The 26,998-nt window shown below is 47.2% G+C and carries 16 protein-coding genes; 4 read left to right on the top strand and 12 right to left on the bottom strand.

Annotated features, from left to right (window positions below; genetic code table 11):
- Positions 1-15: 15 nt before the first annotated feature.
- Positions 16-2,595 (top strand): TRAP transporter permease, encoded by a 2,580-nt coding sequence (locus tag Q1A70_RS04900; RefSeq protein ID WP_299685687.1) that lies wholly within the window; start codon positions 16-18, stop codon positions 2,593-2,595.
- Between the two features lie 93 nt (positions 2,596-2,688).
- Complete coding sequence (locus tag Q1A70_RS04895) at positions 2,689-3,135, top strand: universal stress protein (protein ID WP_299685690.1); 447 nt, start codon at positions 2,689-2,691, stop codon at positions 3,133-3,135.
- Between the two features lie 88 nt (positions 3,136-3,223).
- Here Q1A70_RS04895 and Q1A70_RS04890 read toward each other — a convergent pair whose 3' ends face one another.
- Both Q1A70_RS04890 and Q1A70_RS04885 read right to left on the bottom strand, forming a co-directional pair.
- A complete protein-coding gene (locus Q1A70_RS04890) occupies positions 3,224-4,186 on the bottom strand; it encodes a D-2-hydroxyacid dehydrogenase (RefSeq protein WP_299685693.1) in 963 nt (320 codons plus the stop codon).
- Positions 4,187-4,220: 34 nt separating this feature from the next.
- Positions 4,221-4,955, bottom strand: a complete 735-nt coding sequence (locus Q1A70_RS04885) for a pseudouridine synthase (protein WP_299685696.1) — start codon at positions 4,953-4,955, stop codon at positions 4,221-4,223.
- Between the two features lie 176 nt (positions 4,956-5,131).
- On the opposite strand from Q1A70_RS04885, the gene Q1A70_RS04880 reads away from it, so the two are divergent.
- Positions 5,132-6,409, top strand: coding sequence for a divalent metal cation transporter (locus Q1A70_RS04880; RefSeq protein WP_299685699.1), 1,278 nt, complete (start codon positions 5,132-5,134; stop codon positions 6,407-6,409).
- Between the two features lie 130 nt (positions 6,410-6,539).
- On the opposite strand, the gene rapA is transcribed toward Q1A70_RS04880, so the two are convergent.
- Positions 6,540-9,449 (bottom strand): RNA polymerase-associated protein RapA, encoded by a 2,910-nt coding sequence (gene rapA / locus Q1A70_RS04875; protein WP_299685702.1) that lies wholly within the window; start codon positions 9,447-9,449, stop codon positions 6,540-6,542.
- A gap of 466 nt (positions 9,450-9,915) precedes the next feature.
- On the opposite strand from rapA, the gene Q1A70_RS04870 reads away from it, so the two are divergent.
- Positions 9,916-11,295, top strand: a complete 1,380-nt coding sequence (locus Q1A70_RS04870) for a PhoH family protein (protein WP_299685705.1) — start codon at positions 9,916-9,918, stop codon at positions 11,293-11,295.
- A 165-nt stretch (positions 11,296-11,460) separates the two neighbouring features.
- Here Q1A70_RS04870 and tldD read toward each other — a convergent pair whose 3' ends face one another.
- From tldD to Q1A70_RS04825, 9 genes are all read right to left on the bottom strand, one after another.
- Positions 11,461-12,906, bottom strand: coding sequence for a metalloprotease TldD (tldD, locus tag Q1A70_RS04865; protein ID WP_299685708.1), 1,446 nt, complete (start codon positions 12,904-12,906; stop codon positions 11,461-11,463).
- Between the two features lie 19 nt (positions 12,907-12,925).
- Positions 12,926-13,738 carry a carbon-nitrogen hydrolase family protein gene (locus tag Q1A70_RS04860; RefSeq protein ID WP_299685711.1) on the bottom strand — a complete coding sequence of 271 codons (813 nt, stop codon included), beginning with the start codon at positions 13,736-13,738 and terminating at the stop codon, positions 12,926-12,928.
- 112 nt (positions 13,739-13,850) lie between these two features.
- On the bottom strand, positions 13,851-17,720 hold the full coding sequence (locus Q1A70_RS04855; protein ID WP_299685714.1) for a YhdP family protein: 3,870 nt from the start codon (positions 17,718-17,720) through the stop codon (positions 13,851-13,853).
- A 10-nt stretch (positions 17,721-17,730) separates the two neighbouring features.
- Complete coding sequence (gene rng / locus Q1A70_RS04850) at positions 17,731-19,200, bottom strand: ribonuclease G (protein ID WP_299685717.1); 1,470 nt, start codon at positions 19,198-19,200, stop codon at positions 17,731-17,733.
- A 20-nt stretch (positions 19,201-19,220) separates the two neighbouring features.
- Positions 19,221-19,991: a Maf family nucleotide pyrophosphatase gene (locus Q1A70_RS04845; RefSeq protein ID WP_299685720.1), complete on the bottom strand. Its 771-nt coding sequence runs from the start codon at positions 19,989-19,991 to the stop codon at positions 19,221-19,223.
- Between the two features lie 7 nt (positions 19,992-19,998).
- Positions 19,999-20,487 carry a rod shape-determining protein MreD gene (gene mreD, locus Q1A70_RS04840; protein ID WP_299685723.1) on the bottom strand — a complete coding sequence of 163 codons (489 nt, stop codon included), beginning with the start codon at positions 20,485-20,487 and terminating at the stop codon, positions 19,999-20,001.
- A complete protein-coding gene (gene mreC, locus Q1A70_RS04835; protein WP_299685727.1) occupies positions 20,477-21,364 on the bottom strand; it encodes a rod shape-determining protein MreC in 888 nt (295 codons plus the stop codon). The genes mreD and mreC overlap by 11 nt, the downstream gene beginning before the upstream one ends.
- Before the next feature lie 93 nt (positions 21,365-21,457).
- Complete coding sequence (locus Q1A70_RS04830; protein ID WP_299685730.1) at positions 21,458-22,501, bottom strand: rod shape-determining protein; 1,044 nt, start codon at positions 22,499-22,501, stop codon at positions 21,458-21,460.
- A gap of 150 nt (positions 22,502-22,651) precedes the next feature.
- Positions 22,652-26,998 (bottom strand): DUF6701 domain-containing protein, encoded by a 4,347-nt coding sequence (locus tag Q1A70_RS04825; RefSeq protein WP_299685733.1) that lies wholly within the window; start codon positions 26,996-26,998, stop codon positions 22,652-22,654.

Below are 26,998 nucleotides of genomic sequence, written 5' to 3'. Positions count from 1 at the left end.
TAAGGATGAAAGTACATGACGCCGACAACATCACCGTCTCCAGATGTGCAAGAAATGGTGGCACAATCAGACACAGGTGCACGTAGCCCCTTCGGCATTCAAGGCCGTATTTTATGGTTTGTGCCACTATGTTGGTCATTGTTCCAACTTTGGTACGCATCTCCGCTGCCATTCATTTTCAATTTCGCTATTTTAAACGATACCGAAGCGCGAGCAATCCACCTCACGTTTGCTATTTTCCTAGCCTTTACTGCTTATCCAGCGATGAAGAACTCGCCTCGGGATCGTATTCCAGCTGTCGATTGGATATTAGCGCTAGTCGGTAGCTTTTCCGCTTCTTATATCTATATTTTCTATACTGAGCTCGCTGAGCGCTCGGGCGCTCCAACTACATTCGATATTGTTGCGGCCGTACTAGGCATGCTGTTACTACTTGAAGCAACCCGACGGGCTTTGGGACCCCCTCTTATGGTTGTGGCAGCCTTATTCCTGCTTTACACCTTTGGCGGTCCACATATGCCAGACGTTATCGCCCACAAAGGTGCAAGCCTCAACAAGGCAATGTCACATCTGTGGTTAACAACGGAGGGGGTATTCGGTGTCGCTCTTGGCGTATCAACCTCATTCGTATTCTTGTTTGTTCTGTTTGGCGCAATGCTAGACCGTGCTGGCGCAGGTGCTTACTTCATCAAAGTCGCATTCTCACTGCTTGGCCATATGAAAGGCGGCCCTGCGAAAGCGGCCGTTGTCGCATCCGGTCTTTCTGGTTTGGTATCAGGTTCATCGATTGCTAATGTAGTGACCACAGGTACTTTTACCATTCCGCTCATGAAGCGTGTTGGCTTCCCGGGTACCAAAGCAGGTGCCGTTGAAGTTGCAGCTTCAACCAATGGTCAATTAACACCACCAATCATGGGTGCTGCTGCATTCTTGATGGTTGAATACGTCGGTATCTCTTATGTGGAAGTGATTAAAGCGGCACTACTGCCTGCTCTAATTTCTTACATCGCGCTAATTTACATTGTTCACTTAGAAGCATGTAAAGCAGGTATGACCGGCTTACCTCGTCGTCACACACCGACTATCGTGCAAAGCCTACTCTCTTTCACGGGCACTATTTTAGGCCTATGCGTGATCAGTGCGGCGGTTTACTACGGTGTGGGTTGGACGAAAGATGTGTTTGGCGCAGCGGCAACACCGATTGTCACAGTGGCTCTGCTAATCGCCTATCTTGCTCTCGTGCGCGTTTCTGCAAAATACGCCGTTGAAGGCGCCATGGAAATCAATGCCGACTTAACAGAAGTGCCCGATCCCGGCCCAACGATTAAGTCAGGCTTGCACTTCTTACTGCCTATCGTAGTGCTGGTTTGGTGTCTCACGGTTGAACGTTTCTCACCGGGTCTGTCGGCATTCTGGGCGACGGTATTTATGATCTTCATTTTGATCACTCAGCGTCCTTTGATGGCTCTGATGAACAAATCAGACGATCTTGTAGAGCAAACTAAGGCTGGCTTTGTTGATTTAGCCGAAAGCTTGGTGTCAGGTGCGCGTAATATGATCGGCATCGGTGTCGCGACAGCGGCAGCGGGTACGGTTGTCGGAGTGGTAACACTAACCGGTATCGGCCTTGTCATGACCGATTTCGTTCAGTTTATCTCTGGCGGTAACATCATTCTAATGTTGCTATTCACAGCAGTGATCAGCTTGATCTTAGGTATGGGCTTACCAACAACAGCGAACTACATCGTGGTATCTACCTTGATGGCTCCAGTCATTGTGACCCTAGGTGCAGCGCACGGTTTGATCATCCCATTGATAGCCGTTCACTTGTTTGTGTTCTATTTCGGTATTCTAGCGGATGATACACCTCCGGTAGGTCTGGCAGCATTTGCCGCCGCCGCCATTGCTAAATCAGACCCAATACGCACTGGTATTCAAGGTTTTACCTACGATATTCGTACTGCAATCTTGCCATTCATGTTCATTTTCAATACCCAACTACTGCTGATGGGCATTGAGTCTTGGTGGCACTTAGCACTCACTATTTTCTCTTCTGTGACTGCGGTACTGATCTTTGCCGCAGCAACACAGGGTTGGTGGTTCACCAAGAACAAATGGTGGGAATCGGTGCTATTGATCGTTCTGACCTTCTCTCTCTTCCGCCCTGGTTTCTGGTGGGACATGGTTTATCCAGAGAAAGTTCTTTCACCTGGAGTTGAGATCGCTCAAATCACCGAAGATCTATCTGTGGGACAATCACTAGAATTGAGAGTAGGTGGCGAAAACTTAGCAGGTAACTATTCTGAAAAGACCGTTCGCCTTCCGTTCGACGATTCTGCAATAACCAGTGAAGACCGCATCGCTTCAATGGGCTTGATGCTGATACAAACTGACGACAAGATGATTGTCGATATGGTTGAGTTTGGCAGCCCAGCAGAAGCCGCTGGTATTGACTTTGATTGGGAAATTAAATCCGTTATTCAAAATGCAGAGCGACCAATGAAAGAGTGGGTATTCTTACCTGCCCTGCTGATTTTGATTGCTTTAGCGATGAATCAAAGAAGACGTGCTCGTCAGAATGAAATTAGTGCGTAATAAATAGAGCCACTCTATTTAGCGTCTTACTTACGTAGAAAGATGATGACAGCGCTTAGTATGGCTAAGCGCTGCTTAAAAAGAGATGAATACATGTATAGACAAATCCTTGTTCCTGTTGATCTTAACGACAAAGGCTTTTCTGATAAAGCCGTCGAGCTGGCAGTATGGCATGCAAAACACAGCAATGCTGAGATCCACCTTCTGAACGTACTGCCGGGCATTCATATGTCAATGGTCGCGTCCTACTTCCCAAAAGATGCCGCTAACCAAATGAAGCTCGATGTTAAAAACCAGCTCAAAGAGTTTGCCGACAAACACATCGATGATGACGTGGTGTATAAGGTTCACATGGCTGAAGGTAAAACCTACACCACAATTCTCGACTACGCAGAAAAACTGGGGGCTGACCTTATCGTGATGCCGAGCCACAAGCGTTCGAAAATCGATAAAGTTGTGTTGGGTTCCGTCGCGAGCAAAGTGGTACAGAACTCACCAATCAATGTGTTGGTGGTTAAGCCTCAAGGCCAACTGATTTAGTCGGTAGGAAATAGGTTGACGAAAAAGGTTGGCGAATGACCAACCTTTTTTATGTCTGCCGTTTGGTGTCCGGCGTTGATGATGTGTATTAAATCACTAAATTTTGCGGCGTACCTGCGACAAATCCATCAATGTTATCCATTAAAATATCTGACAACTTTTGAATAGCACTATCACTGCCCCATGCGACATGCGGGGTTAACAGCAAGTTTGGCAAGTGACTGTTGGCCAGTAATGGATTCGACTTGTCTGCGGGCTCTTGTGTGAACACATCGCTACCGGCACCTGCAATCTCATGATCTTTCAAAGCTTCAACTAAGGCTTGTTCATCGACTAACCCACCACGTCCAGCATTAATCAATACCGCATTGGGTTTCATCATGGCTAGCTCTTGCTGTGAAATCAGGTTGCGAGTCTCATCGTTCAATGGACAGTGCAAACTGATCGCATCCGAGCGCTGTAAGACGGTTTCAAAAGGTAAATACCCTTCTCGACAAGACTTGGCTCCTTTACGCTCTGCAAATATCACCTCCATGCCAATTGCCTTCGCCAGTGCCGCCGTTGCTCGTCCTAAGCTACCGCTACCAATTAAGCCTAATGTACTGCCAGCAATGTCTTGAATCGGATGGGTAAAGAAGCAGAACTGCTTACTCTTTTGCCACTCACCCGCCTCGATATCTTGATGATAACCAACAAGGTTGCGCTTTAGTGTAAACAGCATTCCAATCACGTGCTCAGGGACCGATTGAGTCGCATAGCCTTGCACGTTAGCGACCGCGATATTGTGTGTTCGGCAGTACTCAACATCAACATTATTCACCCCGGTCGCAGAAACAGCGATCAACTTAAGCTGCTGTGCCTGCGTGAGGTTACTTTCATTAAGCACAACCTTATTGGTGATCACAACATCCGCCCCCGCGACCCGCTCAGACACTTGCTCTGGCGAGGTGAAATCATACTCAACCCATTGATAATCAAAGTTGAGTGGCTTTAGGTGAATTTGCGATGGGATGGTGGCTCTGTCGAGAAAAACGACTTTCAATTTAGGCATTGTGCATCCTTAAATAGGTATTCATAACACCATTCTAAGCTTTTAGCTTACTGTAGTCTGGAAGCTCTGGCGCAATTTCAAAGTGCTGCTCGATTTGTGGTAAAGCCTGAGGGTAAAACTCACACGGCACAAAAGCCTTAAATAGACGATGATTGACAGGGTGATAAAAGCTGAGTTCGCAAGCGTGCAGAGCAAGCCTGTCACTATAGCGAAAAGCCTCTGGCATTGCATAAAACTCATCACCCACAATAGGGAAACCGAGCGCCATACAATGCACTCGTAACTGATGAGAGCGCCCCGTAATAGGCAGTAGCTTCAATAAGGTTGTTTGTACCTCCTCCTGCTCAACCACATAGCGAGTCTGAGATGGCTTACCCTGCTCGAAACAAACTTTCTGTCTAGGTCGATTCGGCCAGTCGCACATAAGAGGCAGGTCAATCAAGCCTTCTTTCTCTTCAACCTTACCCCACACTCGTGCGTAATAGAGCTTATGAGTCAGTCGATATTGAAATTGCTTCTTCAAATAACGCTCAGCTTGTTTGTGTTTAGCGAACAGCATCAAACCAGAGGTCGACATGTCCAGTCGGTGTACAACCTGAATCTCCGGAAATTCGGCAACCAAGCGACTCCACATACTGTCGTAATGCTCTGGCAACCTTCCCGGAACAGAAAGCAGGCCTGCAGGCTTGTTCACCACCAGAATATCGTCATCTTGATAAACAATATCCACCCAAGGATCTCGTGGGGGAGTGTACTCTTGTAACGCCATTTCAGCCTCTGGTTATGGATATGGATATGGATATGGATATGGATAAATAATTTTTGGTCATTTTGTATATTTAAAAATACAATTTGCACCATTTTAGTACATATATGTTGACGACTTTACAAAACGTGGTATTGATAAGGGAACGGATAACAAGCAGTCAGCCCCAAGGAAACATAATGGAAAGCACGGTTAAAACCACCCCCGAAAAAGCAGTAACCTCCGCCCCGCTATCAAGCTTAATTAAATCTCTTGGCCCAGGCGTGATGATGGCTGCCGCAGCTGTCGGTGGCTCACACTTAGTCGCATCAACCAAAGCCGGTGCAATCTATGGTTGGCAGTTGGCTGCACTGATTATTCTTGTAAACCTGTTTAAGTACCCATTCTTTAGAGCAGGTATCCAATATACGCTAGGGACAGGTCAAAGCTTAGTGGAAGGCTATTCCAACCTAGGCCGCCCTTACCTTGTGATATTTTCGATCCTGAGCACCGTTTCTGCAATCGTCAACACCGCGGCCTTGCTGCTATTTAGTGCAAGCCTGCTCAGCTACTTCATCCCGTTTGATTTGGCGACCACCACCTTGTGTATGATCGTGCTCGCGACCTGCTTGATCATTCTGTTTGCTGGCCATTACCGCGCACTTGATACGCTGTCTAAAGCGATCATGGCGATCCTAATCATCACTACCTTAGTCGCTGTTGCGATCGCGATTGGCTCACCAGTCGAACCAGATGCGGCTTTTGTTCCACCTTCACCATGGTCATTAGCGGCCATCGGCTTTATCGTGGTGACCATGGGTTGGATGCCAGCCCCTATCGAGATCTCAAGCATCACCTCAATGTGGCTAAAAAGCCAAAAAGAGAAGCAACAAGTGACGGCACAATCGGCACTGTTCGACTTCAATGTTGGTTACATTGGCACTGCATCACTGGCGCTGGTATTTGTTGCGCTAGGCGCTCTAGTATTGCATGGAACAGGCGTTGAACTGTCTCGCTCCGGTGTTGGCTTCACTCATCAGTTAGTGGGAATTTACGCCTCTACCATTGGTGAGTGGTCTCGTCCTTTAATCGCGATTATTGCCTTCTTCTGTATCTTTGGTAGTACGATCACCGTTATCGACGGCTACTCACGTGTACTGGCCGAGTCACAGCGTCTGTTATTCAAAAAAGAAGCAAGTTCAGCCATGCTGCAAGGCTGGATCGTCATCGTATCGATCAGTGCGCTTGCGATTGTGATGTTCTTTAGCGCAGCACTGATGCCAATGCTTGATTTTGCCATGGTACTCGCTTTTGTCACGACGCCCTTCTTCGCACTGCTTAACTTCATTTTGGTAAACAAAGCCAAGCTGCCTGAGGCGCTAGCGATGGGTAACAAGCTCAAGTGGCTTTCGATTGCAGGCCTTATTTACCTGTTTGGTTTCTTAGCGGTGTTTGTCTGGTGGAAATGGTTAATGTAATCCCTCAGCCAATACATCTTTCAACAATCAATACATATTTCAACAGTCAATACACCTTTCAAACGCTAGATATAAATAAGGCCTTCATGATGAAGGCCTTATTTCATTGAAGCATTTCGCTAATTCAAAACTAGTTGTGGGAAACCACAATCAGGCGTAATGAATCAAGCTGAACCTGAGCCTTACCGATGTAACCCGTCAGTTCGTTGATTTGAGCTTCGATGACTTCTAGCTCTTCATCACGAATGTTAGGGTTAACCGCTTTAAGTGCTTGTAGGCGCTCTAACTCACCGTTCAAGTTGGTCTGCATCTCTTTCTGAGCTTGCTGACGAACCTCTTCTACCTTCGGCAGTACGTGCTTCTCACCCGCTTCGATGAGCTTGTGAATCTCACCTTGTACCGAGTTAACCAACTTGCTCGCTAAGTGACGGTTTACCGGGCTGAGCTGGCGGTTGAAGCTATCGAACTCAACCTGAGCAGATAAGTCGTTACCACGGCCATCCATCATCAAGCGAATCGGTGTTTTAGGTAAGAACTGGCTAATGCCGCTGCGTTTTGGTGCTTGTGCATCGACAAGGTAAACCAACTCAAGCAGGATAGTTCCCACGGGTAGCGCTTTATTTTTCAGTAGCGATACCGCAGATGCACCGACCCCTTCGCTCAGTAGCAGATCAATACCGCCCTGAATCATTGGGTGTTCCCAGCTAATGAAGTTCATGTCTTCACGAGAAAGCGCTGTATCACGGTCAAAGGTGATGGTTGCGCCTTCGTATGGTAAGCCCGGATAGCTTGGCACCATCATGTGTTCAGATGGCGTTACCACCAACGCATTTTCGCCCTTGTCGTCTTGGTTCAAGCCAATGGTGTCGAACAGGCTCAGTGCAAAAGAGACTAGGTTAGTATCACCGTCAGTCGACGCGATCTTTTCTGCGATCTCATGCGCTTTGTCGCCGCCGTTTGAGTGCATCTCAAGTAAGCGATCTCGGCCTTTTTCAAGATCCGATTTCAGGCTTTGATTAAGCTTAGCGGACTCTTCAATCACTTCATCAAGCTGCTCGGTGTTACCAGAAGCCAGCATCTCGATCAGCACATCAGAGTACTTATCATAAACCATACGACCCGTTGGGCACGTCTCAGCAAATGCGTTCAGACCTTCGTCAAACCAACGCGCTAGAATCGCCTGCGATGTCCCTTTCAAATAAGGAACATGAATGTCGATATCACGCAGCTGACCAATACGATCCAAACGGCCAATACGTTGCTCAAGCAAGTCTGGGTTGAACGGTAGATCAAACATCACCAATTGGTTGGCAAACTGGAAGTTACGACCTTCAGAGCCAATCTCGCTACAGATAAGAACCTGAGCGCCGCCCTCTTCTTGAGCAAAGTAAGCCGCGGCTTTATCACGCTCTAGAATCGACATCCCTTCGTGGAATACCGTGGCACGCACTCCTTCACGTTCACGTAGCGCTTGCTCTAATTGAAGCGCCGTGCTTGAACGCGAGGCAATGACTAAGATCTTTTCACTGCGCTTATCTTGGATCTTTTCGATCAGCCAATTGACGCGTGAATCAAACTGCCACCAGCTTGAGTCTTCACCCTCAAACTCTTGGAAGATCTCTTCTGGGTACAGCATCTTAATCGCACGTGCTTCGGGAGCCATTTTGCCACCGATCATGCCAGAGACACGCATCGAAGTGGTGTACTGGGTTGGAATGTCCATCGGCAGTAGGTTGACGTTACGCTTAGGGAAGCCTTTGATTGCCGCACGCGTGTTTCTAAATAGAACACGGCCTGTACCATGGCGATCCATCAGGTTATCGATCAATTCTTGACGTGCTAACGACTGCTCTTCTTCGCTGCTGTCGCCTTCGATAATGCGGAACAACAGTTCCACATCTTGCTCAGAAAGCAGTTCAGTTATCTGATTTTTCGCGCTATTTTCAAGCTTCAGCCCAGAGAAGAGTGACGTAACGGCATCAGCCACAGGTGCGTATTGATCTTCTTCTTCAACGAACGCTTCGTAATCATAGAAGCGATCAGGATCAAGCAGACGCAGACGGGCAAAGTGGCTTTCACGACCAAGCTGTTCTGGGGTTGCGGTTAGCAGCAGCACACCTGCGGTATTTTCAGCTAAACCTTCAATCACTTGGTATTCGCGGCTTGGCTTGTCTTGACTCCACTCAAGGTGGTGCGCTTCATCGACCACCAGTAGATCCCACTCACCTTCAAGCGCTTGCTCATAGCGTCTGCGGCTCTTACGCAGGAAGTCCAAAGAACACAGCACGTATTGCTGAGTATCGAATGGGTTATCCGATTCCGCGAAGGCCTCAATACAGCGCTCTTCGTCAAAGATAGAGAAGTGCAGGTTGAAACGACGCATCATCTCGACCAACCATTGGTGTTGCAGCGTTTCAGGCACCACCAACAAAATACGTTCAGCACGGCCAGACAACACCTGTTGGTGAATGATCATGCCTGCTTCAATGGTTTTACCTAGGCCGACTTCATCGGCTAGTAGCACACGTGGTGCGTGACGACGACCCACTTCATGAGCAATGTATAACTGATGTGGGATCAAGCCAGCACGCATGCCACATAAGCCACGCATTGGGCTCTTGTGTTGCTGGTATTGATTGGTCAGTGCGCGGTAACGCAATACGAAGTTGTCCATGCGATCAATTTGACCGGCATACAACTTATCTTGCGGTTTGTTAAAGCGGATCTGGTTGCTAAGGAAAATCTCACGCAGTGCCACGTCCGCTTCTTGGGTGTCTTCACGAGAACCCAAGTAGGTAATTAATCCTTTATCTTCAACAACTTGCTCAATAGATAAAGACCAACCTTCTTGGCATTCTATGATGTCGCCGACATTAAATGTTACTCGGGTTACGGGAGCATCAGTGCGTGCATAAACACGATTCTCTTCTGATGCGGCAAACATTAGTGTCACTGTGCGAGCATCCATTGCTACTACGGTACCTAAACCTAAATCGCTCTCCGTATCGCTTATCCAGCGTTGCCCCAAAGCAAATGTCATGAATCGACTACCTCAATCTTATAGTTGGAATATGGCCATGTTAACTGCAGTTTCAATCAAGAGCATTGTCGCTCTTGAACTAAAAATATAGCCAAAAATGCCTAGTTTGCTGCCACTTTTTAATCGCGCTCGCAATAATAAATATATTGAGAAAGTGGTGCAGAAAAAGGTCGCTAATCTTACTCGATGCCGTGATTTACGTCACGCTTAAAGGCCATCATTTGCTGCTTTTTTTCTGTTTTCGCCTGTGCCATCAAACTGTCAAAAATCCATGGTTAATCTATAGATAGCAGATTGCTGCTCTCAAACGAATGCCCCATATCCACTGACAAGGATAGGGCATGATTCCTCTAGATGAAGCCTAGGTGAATCGTTGACTACCACCAAAGTGAGCAACTAATCTTTAGATGAGCTTTAGCTACGTTCTATGAATGCAAAGCAAGCCGCGCAGCGGCAAGGAGATGCTATGGGCGAGACCAACCGCAAGCTATTTGTTTTAGACACCAATATCTTACTTCACGAACCCTTCGCTATATTTTCTTTCCAAGAGCATGATGTGGTTATCCCGATGACCGTGCTGGAAGAACTCGACAGAATCAAAGACAGTAAAAGAGACGTAGCTCGAGATGCAAGAGTGGCGATTCGAACCCTCGAAGATTTATTTCGCGACACGACCCCTGACCAAATATCAGAAGGCATTCCCTTTTCTAAAGAGATCAACGCGTCGGGCAGTCTTTCTATCCTCGCTGACTACGAACTTCAAGAAAGCATCAAAGCCTTTGCCGATGACAAGGCCGGCGACAATCGAATCCTCAATGCGGTTCTCTATCTGCAAAACAAACGCGCGCCCCGTGAAGTGATTCTCATCACCAAAGACATCAACATGCGCTTGCGAGCAAAAGGGGCTGGTGTTCGCTTTGTTGAAGACTATCAAACCGACCAATTGATTGATGATATCCAATACCTGACTAAAGGCTTTCAGCAACTCAAAGGTTCATTTTGGGATGGTATCGACAATGTCGAGAGTAAAATGTTAGCTGGCAAGACGCTGCACACCCTCGCAAGAGCACCTTTCGAGCCAACCTTCCTTAACCAATATGTGATTGACGAGGAGAGTGACTTTGCCGCTCGCGTCGAAGAGATTGAACCAGAAAGCATCACGCTTAGAGACCTCAGTCGTGAAAGACTGATGAACCGTAGAGCGTGGGATATTACGCCAAAGAACGTCTATCAAGGGATGGCGATTGATGCCTTGCTCGACCCTGATATTGATCTGGTGATCCTGACAGGTGCGGCAGGCAGTGGTAAGACGCTGTTAGCCATGGCCGCTGCACTTGAGCAAACCATTGAGCGTAAGCAATTCGATAAGATCATCGTCACCCGCAATACTCCCGATATCGGCGAGTCGATAGGTTTCCTTCCCGGTACCGAAGAAGAAAAAATGCTGCCTTGGTTGGCCGCGGTGACCGATACACTGGAAGCGCTGCACAAGAATGACCACTGCGCTGAAGGCTCAATGAAATACATCTGTGATAAAGCCAACATCCAGTTCAAATCGATCAACTTTATGCGTGGCCGTTCCATTCAGAATGCGTTTGTCCTGCTGGATGAGTGTCAAAACCTCACCGCTTCACAAATCAAAACCATCATCACCCGCTGTGGTGAAGGTACTAAGATCGTCTGCTCAGGCAACCTAGCGCAGATCGACTCTTCCTACTTAACCCCTGTGACCTCAGGGCTCACCTATATGGTCGAGCGTTTTAAAAACTTCGAAGGCAGTGCCAATATCCACCTCAACGGTGTGGTGCGTAGCCGACTGGCTGAGTTTGCTGAAGAGAATATGTAAGTGCTTACTCACGAGGTTGTTATCGAATTATAAACGACTCTCAACTTGTAACCTAATCTCCATCGACAACCGGCCTCCACCGCTAACCCAGAAACAAAAAGCGCCTCATATTGGAGGCGCTTTTCAATCGAATGCTTTGCGTAAATATGGCTACTTTACAGAAGCTTACTCAGTACCACCGACGGTTAGCGAGTCGAGTTTCAATGTTGGTTGACCAACCCCCACTGGCACACTTTGACCCGCCTTACCACACACACCAACACCACGGTCGATGCTTAGGTCATTACCGACCATAGATACCTGCTGCATGGCTTCGATACCAGAACCGATTAGTGTCGCGCCTTTCACTGGGTGAGTGATCTTGCCGTTTTCAATCATGTAGGCTTCTGAAGCTGAGAATACAAACTTGCCAGAAGTAATATCCACCTGACCACCACCAAAGTTCGGTGCGTAGATGCCTTTCTCAACCGTAGCAATGATCTCTTGCGGCGTGTGCTCACCCGGTAGCATGTACGTATTGGTCATACGCGGCATTGGCAGGTGCGCATAAGACTCACGACGACCATTACCTGTCGGTGCTACACCCATTAGACGAGCGTTGAGCTTATCTTGCATGTAACCCTTTAGGATGCCGTTTTCGATGAGGGTGTTGTACTGACCGTTAACCCCTTCATCGTCGACGTTCAATGAACCACGCAGATCGGTTAATGTGCCGTCATCCACAATAGTGCATAGGCTTGATGTCACTTGCTCACCGACTTTGCCAGAGAACACAGAAGACTCTTTGCGGTTGAAGTCACCTTCTAAACCGTGGCCTACCGCTTCATGCAGTAGAACGCCCGGCCAACCCGAACCAAGAACAACCGGCATCGCTCCCGCAGGCGCAGCCACTGCTTCAAGGTTAACTAATGCTTGTCGAATCGCTTCATCGGCAAACTGGTACGCAACCTGAGTTCCGTCAGCATCACTTAAGAAGAAGTCGTAACCAAAACGACCACCGCCACCAGCACTACCACGCTCACGACGATCGCCTTTTTGTGCCAGTACGCTAATAGACAGACGCACTAGTGGACGAATGTCGCCAGCGTAAGTTCCATCAGTAGCAGCGACCAGCATCTGCTCATGCACACCACTTAGGCTTACCGACACCTCTGTTACCATCGGCTCTTTAGTGCGAATGTAAGCGTCTAACGCTTTAAGCAGTTCTGTTTTCTGTTGTTTTTCCCAACTTGCTAGTGGGTTAACTGCATCATAGTAAGCTTGGTTAGAGTTGCGCTTGAAGGCTTGCACCTTGCCGTTTTGGCCTTGTTTAGCAATACCACGAGCGGCCATGGCACTCTGCTTTAGGCCATCCAATTGGATCTGGTCTGAATAAGCAAAACCGGTCTTTTCGCCCGATACGGCACGAACACCAACACCGCAATCGATATTGAAAGAGCCGTCTTTGATGATACTGTCTTCTAGCACCAGCGACTCATGCCAGCTTGACTGAAAATAGATATCAGCATAATCAATTTGACGGGTAGCAATGCTCGCCAATGTATCTGCGATATTTTGCTCTGTAAGCCCTGTCGGGTTCAGTAGCGCTTCTTCAATTTGATTAATGCTCATAGATGGCTCTTGTTTGTAATTAAAATTGATTGGTAAATCGAGTGTGTTGCGCGATGGGCATATTCTGCCTGATTGAATCGCAACTGGATATGTCTATCTCGACCACCATACTTTTAGGATCTTGGTCTAGCTGTGCAACCACTCTTCCCCATGGATCAACCACCATGGAGTGCCCCCATGTTTCTCTTTGGCAAGGGTGCTTTCCACCTTGCCCTACCGCCACGATCCACGACTGCGTTTCGATGGCACGGCAGCGTAATAAGGTTTCCCAGTGTGCTTGTCCTGTCACGGCAGTAAACGCGGCAGGCACCACAATCACCTGCGCCCCTTGCTGACGTAGCTCAGAATACAGGTGAGGAAAGCGCACATCATAGCAAATACTCAAACCTAAGCGACCAAAAGGCGTTTCCGCTGTCACAACTCGCTCACCGGTAGTGAAAATATCCGACTCTCGATAGCATTTATGGGCATCGGCGACATCAACATCGAACATGTGTAGCTTATCGTAGTGCGTAACTAAGCTACCAAAATCGTCAATAACCAAGGTGGTGGTGGTCACGCCTTTATTTGTGGATATCGGCATACTGCCTACTACGATCCAAATCCGATGCAGCTTAGCGAGCGCTGACAGTCTCTTTTGCAGTGGACCTGCATTTAATGGCTCAGCGTACTGGTGATAGTCAGCCTTACCTCCAAAAACTAACGCGTTTTCAGGGCAAACCACCCACTTAGCCCCCAATGCTTTGCACTTTGCTACTTCTTGAGCAAGGTAATCAAAGTTCAACTCAGGACTCGGGCCAGATGTCATTTGAATCAACCCAACACAATCCATGTGCATCGCTCCTCCGTTCATTCTGATATCAAAATCAGTATTTCACTGTCTATTCTGTATTTCACGAATCTATATCAGTATCTTACCTATTAACTAACTAGCGTATTAACCACTATTCAGCCAGTTTTCTTAGCTTTTCTGGTAACTTAAACTCACCCGAACTGCGTGATAACTCACTGACAGTGGGGGAATCCAACGGCCCTTTGACCGAGTAATTCACCTGAGTAAAGACCTCAACCACAGGTGAAATAACCGTGGTCACCGCCAATACGTACAGTGCCGTTTGCGGAGCAACCGCAAAGGCCGTTAACACTGGAATGCCCGAGGTAATATCCGGGGTAAAGTTCACTTCGGCGTCGATCTGACGAGTATTGAGATCAGCGATACCTTTGATCTTCATCTCTCCGGCGACCGCATCCATGTTCAGATCGTTGGTCAGGAAGATCCCGTTTTGAATCTTGCCCGTTCCGGTAATCGAGTTGAATGCCATGCCGTTATCAAACACATCCGAGAAGTCGAGCTGCATTTTGCGAATGATCGAATCCAAGCTAAACAGACCCAGCAAACGAGCCGCACCACTCACATCGGAGATCATGCCTTTACCAAACTTGGTTTCAACGTTGCCATCAAGGGTATCCATTCTGATCCCCCAAGGCGAGCCGTCCCAACTCAGTTTGCCTTCCAAAGCGAAAGGTGCTTTTTGAATCCCAGAAGTAATGCCGAAGCGCTCCATTAACTCACTGTTGTTTTCACCTTCAATATCAACCGTTAAAACTGAATGACTGTTATCCTCTTTCAGCTCCCACCAGCCAGTGACATCGGCTTTGTTGCTACCGCTTCGAACTTGGATTTTCTTCCACTCAAGACGATCTTGCTGCCTAACCAATTCAATATCGACCTTGCCAACTTTATAGCCTTGAAGCCAAAAATCTTTCAGAGTCAGTGTCACATTCGGCATCACTTCATGGATTTTTCTATCCAAGTCAGAAATCAGTAGCGCCTGTTGATCTTTGCGTTTCAGCAATTGATCTTGCTGTGTCTGATCGCTCCACTCAGGAACAAACAGATGTAGGCGATCCAGTGACACCGTTAAGTCATAAGGAGCCAGATAGTTAATATCGCCTTCTAGCTCTTGGCTAGAGACCTCTATCTGCCATGCTTGCTTGTTCTTGCGTGCGCTAAAATCGACGTCATTCCAAGCAATACCGCCTAAAATCAGCTCCTTACTTTCAAGGGTAACACGACTCGGTGATGGAATGATTGGCGTGTTCATTTGGCTTAGCACCGCGTCGGATGGCTGCACTGGCTCCATCACCACTGCCAACCAATCGTCAGCATTAAAGTGATCGGTACGGATCAACGCGCGATGCCCTACCACTGGGCTAATTTTATAGCCTCCTCGACCCAGCACGAGATTGGTTGCCGTGAGTTTTGGTACGTCACCTGTGATATCAATCTCTGCTTGGTATTTGGTATTTGGTAGTTGCAGACGTGTGGTAATCGCTTCTTGATTACCCGACGCTTGCAACCTTGCCGAACCACTTTCGCGTAACTTCTTCGCTAATGGATAAGGGTAATCACTGGCCAAATATTTGAGATCCGACTGTAAATCGAGTTGGTAAGTAAAGCCGACATCATTGAGCAGAATATCGATCTGACTGTGCCATTGCGCATGGCCTGACAAACGACTTAACCATTGCTCCCCGACATAGGGTTCGAGAGGCTCGACATCCCAATCGCCCAACACATCGATATCAACAGCATAACTCGGGCCATTATTCTTCCCTTTGAAATCGATAGAGATACCTTGCTCAAGCAACTCTGCGGCGAGTCCGTTTGCAGTCACTACATCGTTATCAAACTCAATTCGCCCAGTCGCGTTTTCAAGCTGCATCGGCGGCGCTTCAATCTTAACGTGATTGTCATTGAGGTCGGCATAACCCCACGCTCTGGCTTCGTTTTCAGAATCAAAGGGAATATTGAGCTGAAACTCAGAAGAGACATCACCATTGACTTGCAGGGCAGTTAACGCCGCCCCTACCGAATCAACCAGTGGCGAGGCCATCATATAGTCACGCACCGCATTGCCAGACGCAGTCGCCTTGGCTTCTATTTCAATATGCCCGCCAGGGCCTAAAACTGGGATGCGCCCGGTAATGCGATCCGCCGTCACATCCATCAACTGTGCCGATCGCGAATCTAGATGCATCGCGTCATTTTCAAACAACAGATCAAGTTGAAGATCGGTGATCAATGGCCACGAGGTATCGAAACTGAATTGCGCATCTTCCAGCCCAACCCAAACCTGGAAAATACCATCATGTTTGGCATATGGGTATTGAGCCAGCTCACCGTGCCATAGCAGCTTCACCGTATCGGCTTTACCTGCTTGAATCGCCGTAGACAGGTAATCCGTCAGGTCTTGCCCCAGTGCCAGTGTCGGCAGGTAACGCCATGTTTCACCGACATTGTAAGCGTCCGCTTCGCCGTAAAAAGACAGCTGTGGGCTGGCATCATTCGGAAAATCTAAACGAAAAGCGCCCAACACTTGTAAGTCTGGCGTGGCGGCCGTGACCTTGTCTGACCAAAGCTTCCAGCCGTTATCATCTTGCTGCCAAACAATCTCAACCTGACCTTGCTTGATATTCAGCGGCGCTTGAAAAACATCACCATACGGAAACACGTCATCAATCACATGCAGGCTGGCTTTCGCTTCTGATGCCGAGCCAAACACGCTGCCTGACACCTGACTAAACCCTGGGACTAACTCCCATTGCTCAATCGCCAGCTCAGAGAAATTGGCGGAGTAACGCATGCTTTCGACGCCCGAATCCATCGATACACGAATATCCGACACCAGACCACCCGGCGCTAATAAATTGAGCATCTTGCTTGATTGCTCAGTATCTGGCATCAATTTGACTAATGGCGTCAGCGTTTCAATATCAAGCTCAGAGACATTGAGCTGCCACGGCCCATTATGCCACTTGAACGCGAAATCAAGCTCTGGCCATGGTCTGTCATCGGTTCTTAGGTTGAGTGAGTGACCATTTACTTGCCAGCCATCATCCACTGGCAGCAACTTAAAGACTCCAGACTCAATCAGTAAGTCGTGCTGTCCCTCTTCGTCCCACGTCAACTTAGAGGGTAACACCTCAACGAAGGCACTGACGGGGATGCTGTTTTTGAGGGTCAGCCAGCTATTGAGGCTGACCGTACCGGTTTCAATGCCAGACTCTTGCTGCATATAGTGAGTGAGCCACGGTTCAACTGAGATGCTGTCAGCACTAACATAGAACTCACCCGAGACATCAGTGAGCGAGCCACCGTCAACAAAGTTAGCGCTTACTAACAAGGAGTTAAGGTTGGCGTCTTTAATGCTAACCACCCCTTCAGCAAGGTGGTGTTGTCCAGAGTTTTGCCACTTTAAGGTCTCAATATCGAGCTGACGCTCCTCACCGGAAACCGAGTGGTAGAGAATGGAAGAATCTTTGGCGGTGACATCAACCAGCGTTTTGAGTAATAGGCTATCGAGCTCTTGCATGATCCGCCGTGACGAATCGGTCGACTCCTCATCAGCATTACTCTGAGCGGTAAACAGATCCACCGAACGTATATCGAGATACATTTGATTCATCACCAACTCAGCAACCACTGGGCGCATTTGCAGCAAAGATTGAATCAGATCGAACTCAACCTCGATACGCTCAACAGAAAATATCGCCTCTTCGGTATTGGGAAGGTTGGCTTGAACGCCTTGCAGCGCTATTGAAGGGTGAGTATTGCGCCAAAAACCACCGACATCTTGAATTGAGAACTCAAAACCGGAATGTTGGTTGACCCAAAGCTCAATCTCAGATTGATACTGATTTAAATTAGGTAAGGCTACGCGCAGTGTGGTGACCGCAATGGCTAGTGTGACCAGCAGAGTAACCACTAACCAAAGACATGCACGTAGAATCAGAGTGACACTTGAACTCACAAAATATCCATTACATCATGACAACATCAAACTGCTCTTGTATGTACAAAGGTTCAGCCTGGATTTTAACTTGTTTACCAATAAAGACCTTAAGCTCAGCCAACGCATGAGACTCTTCACCTTCAAGCGCCTCAACAACCGATGCCGCCGCATACACCACGAAGTTGTCAGAGTCGTAGGCACGGTTGACACGGGTGATCTCTCTAAGTATCTCATAACACACGGTTTCAACGGTCTTCACAGAGCCTCGACCTTCACAAGCCGGGCAACTGGTACATAAAATATGCTCAATACTTTCACGAGTCCGTTTGCGCGTCATCTCAACCAAACCAAGCTGTGTGAAGCCATTGATATTGGTTTTCACGCGATCTTTGCTCAGCGCCGCATCCAAAGAAGTTAGCACTCGCTTACGGTGCGCCTCCGACAACATATCGATGAAGTCGATGATGATAATGCCACCCAAGTTACGTAAACGCAGCTGACGGGCAATCGCTTGGGTCGCTTCAACATTGGTATTGAAAATCGTCTCTTCGAGATTACGGCGACCAACAAAGGCCCCCGTATTGATATCGACGGTGGTCATCGCTTCGGTTTGATCGATAATCAAGTAACCGCCCGACTTCAGCTCCACCTTACGATCCAATGAACGCTGAATCTCGTTCTCGGTATCGTACATATCAAAGATAGGTTTATCACCTTCATACAGCTCAAGCTTCTCGGTAAGCTCAGGGACGTACTCAGAGGTAAACTCTTTGAGGTTTTCATATTCAAGACGAGAGTCGACCTGAATTTTACTCAATTCTGTCCCGACAAAGTCACGTAAGATGCGTTGACTTAGGCAAAGCTCGCCGTAGAGACGAGTGCGCGCTTTGTGCTTACCACGACGTTCTAATACCTTTAACCACAAGCGTTTTAGGAATGCCGCATCTTGGGCTAATTCATGTGAGTCAGCGCCTTCTGCCGCCGTGCGGATAATGAAGCCACCGTGTTCATCACAGTAACGAGACACGGCTTTTTTAAGGCGGTGACGTTCTGACTCGCTATCAATACGTTGAGAGACGCCAACATGGCTTGCTCCCGGCATAAACACCAGATAACGAGAGGGTAAGGTAATATCTGTGGTTAGGCGCGCCCCTTTGGTGCCAAGCGGGTCCTTGACGACTTGAACGACAATGTCTTGCCCTTGACGAACCAGTTCTGAAATATCACGAACCTGAAATTGTTTCTTTTCATTTTCAGCCACGCATTCAGTGTGCGGGACAATATCGGAGGCGTGTAAAAAAGCTGCTTTCTCAAGGCCGATATCGACAAACGCGGCCTGCATTCCCGGAAGAACACGGCTGACACGACCTTTATAGATGTTTCCTACGATACCGCGCCGCGCGTCTCGTTCAACATGGATCTCTTGAAGAACTCCGCCTTCAATCATGGCCACACGAGTTTCACTCGGGGTCACATTAAGCAACAATTCAGCACTCATGGTACACCTCAGATTAGTAATTATAAGAATTCTTGCAGTAGCTGATCCGTTTCAAATAAAGGTAAGCCGACAACGGCGTAATAGCTACCTTCGATTCGGGTAACAAAACGTCCCCCTAAGCCTTGGATCCCATAACTTCCTGCTTTGTCGCATGGCTCCCCTGTTTGCCAATATTGTTCTATTTCTTGCTCAGAGAGGGGTTTAAACCATACATCGGTAGTAATGATGTCTGTCTTTTGTTTTTGATTCGAAACCACAGAAACCGCCGTCATCACTTGATGGCGCTGGTTCGATAGCTGAGTCAGCATCCGCCGACAATCAGCAAAATCCGTCGGTTTTTCGAGAACTTGCCCTTGGCTGACGACGACAGTGTCAGAACCCAGAACGACAGCGTTAGCGCCTAAAGTTGCATTATCAGAACTAAGATCTACACCTACAGCACCTAGCGCTGCATTAGCAGAACTAAGATCTACACCTACAGCACCTAGCGCTGCATTAGCAGAACTTGGAGTTGTGGCGTCAGAGTCTAGAGCTGAATTATCAAAACGAGGACCTACAGTATCAGAACCTGCAGCGACATGCTGCTTTTCAGCGGCATTCGCTGTTAATAAAGATAACGCGGCCAAAGCCTTATCTAAAGAGAGTCGCTTAACATACTGCTCAGCGGTTTCTTGAGGATGCTTACACTCTTCAATATCCGTGACAAGCACTGAAAACTCATAGCCCAACTGAGAAAGCAACTCTTTGCGGCGTGGTGAGCCAGATGCCAACACTAACGGTTTCTTGTTCATTATTGGGCTACCTAACATGCCAATGGCGACGCACGCGTCTCATCAATAAAAACACCCAAGGCCAAAGTATACAATTTATCAATGCGCTCCATAGTGATAATGGATTGAATACAACATCTTGAATCATATATTCACCAAAGAATACCAACATTTCAAATAACACAGATAACGCGGCAATGATCATCGCTTGCTGCCACAACGCCATATTCCGGATCACCAGAAAGTTCAGAGCAACAATGTACATCATAATGGCCATCATCATGCCGCGAATGCCCAATGTCGAACCAATCAAAAGATCCCACAATAAACCAAGAACTAAAGCGCTGCCCACATTCACTCGGTGAGGAACAGCCAGCACCCAGTAACAGGTTACCAACAGTAACCAAGAAGGCCTGAAGAGATCTAAGCTGCCGGGCCAAGGGATGGTTTGCAGAATAAGCGCTATCAATAATGAGCAACCAATTACCGCCTTGCTTCTTAACACGCTATTGGCCATTTTCGCCCTCTAACATTGCTTGTTCGATACTGGATTGATCCGCTTGTCTTTGTTTGTTTTCGTCTGGCCACACCAGCAGCAAGTATCTGAGCTTATCAAACTCAACCACCGGCTCGGCTTTAATGACCGCAAACTCACGTTCTGGATCGTAATCAACGGCAGAAATGTAGGCCACAGGGTAGCCCTCTGGGTAGACGCCACCTAATCCCGATGTCACCAACAGATCTTCGGGTTGAATATCGGTACTGGTAGGAATGTGCTCTAGCTGGATCTCATCAATCTTGCCATTGCCGGACGCAATCACACGGATATCATTACGGATCACTTGTACGGGAATAGCATTATTTGCATCGGTAAGCAGCAACACACGGCTATTGTGTGCGGCCACAAAAGTGACTTGACCGACAATGCCTTTCTCGTTGATCACTGGCTGACCTTCATACACCCCGTCAATCTGACCTTTATCGATCACCACTTGATGGCGATACGGCGAAGTATCGACGGCCATTACCTCTGTAACGACTTTCTTCTCATCACGGATAAACGGAGAGCCCAATAGCTTACGTAAGCGTTTATTTTCCTCTTGATACTGATCAAGAAGCGTTAATTCACTCTTAAGACGTAGGGTTTCACGTTTCAGGCTGTGATTGGATTCGATCAACCCTTTACGCGTGCTAAAGCGGTCGTATACACCATCGAACATAGTGCGAGGTAAGTTGGCTGCATACTGAATAGGTGCAACCATGCTGTTTAATAGATAGCGGACACTTGAGAAAGCATCTAAACGACTATCAGCCAGCATAAGGCTGGCTGATAAAATTACAGCAAAAAACAGGCGCAATTGTAGAGAGGGACCTCTACCAAAAATTGGCTTCATTCTATATTTGATCCTAGAGCTACATTTGATCCTATAGACGGGTCCTAGGCTCTTTACACCAAACTAGATAACCAAAGAGCCTAACACTGAATATTATTCTTCGCTGAACAGATCGCCGCCGTGCATGTCGATCATCTCTAGGGCTTTACCGCCACCGAGAGCAACACAAGTTAACGGCTCTTCTGCAACCACAACAGGGATGCCAGTCTCTTCCGTTAGCAGACGATCAAGATCTTTAAGCAGCGCACCGCCACCGGTCAGTACCATGCCATTTTCTGAGATATCAGAAGCCAGCTCTGGTGGACACTGTTCAAGTGCAACCATCACCGCCGATACGATGCCTGATAGCGGCTCTTGAAGTGCTTCAAGGATTTCGTTTGAGTTGAGGCTAAAGCTACGCGGCACACCTTCAGCAAGGTTACGGCCACGCACTTCGATTTCTCGTACTTCATCGCCAGGGTAAGCTGAACCGATTTCGTGTTTGATCTTCTCTGCCGTTGCTTCACCGATCAAGCTGCCGTAGTTACGACGAACGTAGTTGATGATCGCTTCATCAAAACGGTCACCACCGATACGTACAGAAGACGAGTAAACCACACCGTTTAGTGAGATTACGGCAACTTCAGTGGTACCACCACCGATATCGACCACCATTGAACCCGTAGGCTCAGATACGCGAAGACCAGCACCAATCGCTGCCGCCATAGGCTCATCGATAAGGTAAACCTCACGCGCGCCCGCACCTAATGCTGACTCACGAATCGCACGACGCTCAACCTGAGTTGATCCACAAGGCACACAAACCAAGACGCGAGGGCTTGGTTTAAGAACACTGTTGTCATGCACTTGTTTAATGAAGTGCTGAAGCATTTTTTCGGTTACGTAAAAGTCGGCAATGACACCGTCTTTCATCGGACGAATCGCTGAAATGTTACCCGGTGTACGACCAAGCATTTGCTTAGCAGCATGACCAACAGCCGCGACACTCTTTGCCGATCCCGTACGATCTTGACGGATAGCGACAACGGAAGGCTCATCAAGAACAATGCCTTGGCCTTTTACATAAATAAGGGTATTGGCTGTACCTAAATCAATCGATAAATCGTTTGAAAACATGCCACGAAGTTTTTTAAACATATTCTTCGCTCATCCTGCAAGAATTAGAAGACAAAAATTGCACTAAATGTACCAATGCCTTGCTGTCACGGCAAGGCATTGAGGTGTAAACATGGACTGAAAGCCGCAATTTCTTACACATTCCTAACTTAAGGGGTAAAAATTATATTATTACTGACCTGTTAAGCCACTTTCACCTCGGTAGATCACACGATCGTTACCACGATAGATACCAAACGTGACCACGGTGGAAGGATCTTGCTCTCCACTCACATCCGGTACTTTATCACTATTCCAATAGTATCTAAGCCATGGAGTATCATCCATGCTTTGCCACAACTGCACTTGCTCACGAATACTGACATCTTCGCCTTGAGAAGCCGTCAAGTTGCGAGACTCTCCATCAGAGATTTGTCCGCCATCAGAGAGTGCTACTGTAGTGGGCGAACCATCATCTTCAGACCAAATAACATCGCTAGCGCTCGTGGATGCATCAACACGTGTCGCGCTATCATCGTCATTGACAATAAAACGGCTACCGTTCCAATATTCGGTACGCAACGGAATCGCTAATTCAGCGCCGGTATTACCACCAACACTATCAAGGTTAACTCTGCCAAATCTGATATCGGGTTGCTCTGTTAGACGTTGAGGATCTCTATCCCCTTCCTCATTACGATAAGCAACGGGATCATCACTTACAGAACCTGTGTGAGTAATTGATATATCTGTTGAGTGGCCATTTGCACCGTTGTAGGGACCATCCTCATAATTGTTAGCCGTTGATAATTTTTCTAGACATAGTTCTGAATCACAGTTTGTTGAAGGAGAACTTTGACTTAATGTAAAAGTACCGATACTTCGATGATCAGAAGTAGCAGCCCACACTTTGTTAGGCACTGGAGAATGAAAACGGTCAATAAAATTTGGCTCAAATAATGAGAAACCTGCCGTTAACGTGGTATCAAATGATGCATAATTTTCAATCGCGTTTCCTAGAGCATTTAGCGCCTCAACTTGAAATTCAACACCATCAAAAGGTTGATTCATATAAGCAAAGCGTTGCTCACTTTCATCGCTTCCCGGATAATCCCAAACTGGAGTGCCGGTTGTTAAAAAATATTTCGGATAAAAACGACCGATAACTTGAGCGTCTTCATCTAACACCATCGTTAGGTACGTGGCGCTGGTCTTAAACTCAACCGAACCCACATCATCCCAAACATAATTAGAAACAACAAGCTCTGAGGAGCCACTAAAGGGACCTACATTTGGGGGAGTAATATTTAAGTTGTTATCGATAATATCTGGATAGGCTAATTCAAAAGATACATCTATAGGACCAGAATCGAGTGCATAATTCGCGGTTACGTCTAAATGACACTCATCACCGCTACCAAATATGATTGGTCGATAAGTAACAGAAAAACTCTCGCCCGAAGCCATAAAACCAGGCGCTCCCGTCGTTGTAGCCGGGTTTAGGTTGGTAGGTGCTGACGTCTGTTTAACGTCACAAATCGCAACTTTCCATGGCCTAACATAGACATTAACCACACCTTCCAATGCCTCCCAAGCTCCCCCCGTATCATCTTGACAGTCATACCCATCTGGACATTCAAATGTTGGGTCCGAAAGCTTAAAGCTCACACTTCCCGATTCATTGTAAATAATAGAGCCTGTTGCTTGGGCTGAAGAGCTGAAATTGAAAACGACAGAGCTATCACTCCAATCCCCCTCACTTTTGACCTGCAAATTCCCATCAAAAGCTCCCTGAGCGCTGGTTGGCTGAACCAATGAAAAGTCCGAAATGCTTAGGGTCTTATCCCCTCGGTAACTAGAAACAGGCGTTGCTGTCGCGTCTTTGCAAGCTAAAACGGTCAAATCAAAGTTTGCACTCTGCCCCGCCACAGCGTAAACATCACTCGCTTCAAACTTATACAGTGAGACCAAAAAGTCACCAGCGTCGTTTTGGGTTGAATCAGAGGCTAATTCTGCCTCAATGGTATAGGTACCTATTGTCGCAGTATCAAGTTCAAGAATTAATACCCCAGACGAGTTAGTCAAATAAGAGTTGCCACCGTTGTTGTTCCCTTCTATAACATCAGAGACTGTAATATCGTTCGGGATGGTCATAGTGACTTCAACCGGCTGCGTTGGTGAGTTGCCCTGAGTATCCGTCACGGTGACGGTCACTTGTGGCTTTTCACACAATAGCGAAAAATCTTTGTTCGGGGTCAAGCTCAATTGATAGCGTACTGGAGAGCTATAACAACTATTCTGCCCAAAGATAACGGTATTCGCATGATTGATAGTAAGATCATTGGTCACCACCGACCCGCCTATCGCTCCCCCTTCATTAAGCCGAATAGAATCAAATAAAAGATGCGCATTCACCACAGTTCCAGACGCAACCTTTAACGTTGCATCAGCATTAGGACCATAGAAGATCAAGTCATCCGTAGCATAATCATTACTGACCTCGACAGGGCTATTGAAAGCTAACGAGTCTTTAATCACAATCGTAGACTTCGAATTCACCTTGATTGTATTGTTGCGGCTATTAAGTGTGAGATTTCTAAAATAGTGGTAGCTATTAGCCCCAACAGACAACGTAATATTTTCGCTATTAGACAATAGCGTACCAATATACACTGTCTTATTATCAGGGAAGCGATATTCGATTGGGTATGTCGAACCATTGTGATTCAGTGTCAATGAGTTAAGGTCCGTGTTGATATCAATGACACCATCTCCTTGACCAACTGGGTGACATACGTCTCCGACCAAAGCCGCCTCACAACTACCGGTATGATCAATCTCATCAGGGCGAGCATTATTGAATACGACATCACCGCTCAAGCTTGGGAAATTAATGGAACGGAAATTAGTATCATCGACTTTTTCGCCTCCTGTCGTACAACGCCCCGTCTGGCATGTGTATGAATAACGAGAGTTATCGGTTAAATGATCAAATCCCATACGGATATTTTGGCAGTCAGTTTCACTCGGCGAGCAATATTCTCCCCCCCATCCGCCAATGAAATACTTCACAGTCTCGTCGCTAGGAAAGCTCGGCGAGCTATTGAATGTCACTTGAGAATTATCTTTCCAAGAAATAGCCGGTGCAGGGAAAATTTCACAAATATCTAGTGAGATATCGTTAACTTCAAAGGCAAAGTAACCCACTTCCTCAGGAATATGTGTACGGTCTCTAAAATCTTCATCAACAACAAAGCTAACCTGGTTCGTGTTGATATTACATCGGCGTAACCAGCCTCCGTGTCCACCTGCCCTTTCTTGCTTATTCGCAATGATCCCATCGATATGGTTCAAAGAAGTGGTTGCGTATTTATCCTCACAACCATCAAGCATTGGGTCATTACCGCTTTGACTTGGCGTATCATACCCTCTTGCAAATTGAACCTTATACCCATCAACCTCAAGATTGGAGTTGGTTGGCAATGTTGCTAAAAATGCGATCTTCTCGTCTTCATAATCATCGTTACTGCTGTGAGAAGCGCTTAACTCCAAAAACAAATCAATGTATGACGTTTCATCGGTTCGCCCAACCTTGCCAGAGGTCATCCATTTATCATGGTTATTTCGAGTTTGAATTTGATGCAATACCACCGGATTGGAAGAAAAGCCGACTCCGCCAAAATCGCTATAAAGGACTCTATCATTACTATTGGAGCCTGATTTAGCACTGGCTGCATCAGTGTTCAAATAACCCGCAATGACTTGATGGCCATTAAAATCGGCCACACCGGGCTCAATCGCAAGGTAACTGACTTCTGTTATCGGTTGGCTGTCTAAATCCGAACCGCCGCCATTCTTGGGGGCTTTAACCTGCTCGATGGTCGCTTCGGTTTTACTTACCTCGGTAACCATTAACGTTGCCGGAGCATCCGCGTCAGGGGCGCTTGAATCAATGGTGGGCATCACAAACACCAGTGGCGTGTTGGTATACGACTGAGTTAGTGAGATCTTACATTCTCCACCAGAGCACTGAACGATACCAAATTCATACTGGGCATCGTTTGAATAAACCGGCGGCGGCTCGATATCTGAGCTATCACAGACCAGGTCAGTACTGTCCCCACTATTAATATCGACGCTTTGCGGGTGAATACCTTTAAAATCTGCGGGATAATTGCCTAAAAAAGTAAAGCCCATCCCATCATCAACGTAGTAGTCTGCGGTTCCTACATTATTTCCCGATCCCGGCTGATAAATTAGTTGGACACTATAGTCGCCCCCAACAACCATGTAACTGGGATCGCGAATAAAGGGCGTATCCCCCACCGTAGGTTCATTAATATCATTGGTCCAGATAGTGTATTCCGGGCGGTTATTTCCAGACTCTTGTTCGGCCATCACAGACTCAACAAGCTGAGCGGAATTGATATTAAATGATATTTTAAATTCACCGCTCGGGTCTACGTTACAAGTCGACGCGGTCGCGACCAAAGGGAATAGGCTAAAACAAGCAACTAAAATATATCTCCATGCTTTCAT

It is taken from the genome of uncultured Vibrio sp. (genome assembly GCF_947488985.1).
In the GTDB taxonomy this organism is placed as follows: domain Bacteria; phylum Pseudomonadota; class Gammaproteobacteria; order Enterobacterales; family Vibrionaceae; genus Vibrio.
The sequence above is the reverse complement of the archived record's forward strand: the minus strand, read 5'-3'. Positions and strand labels throughout refer to the sequence as shown.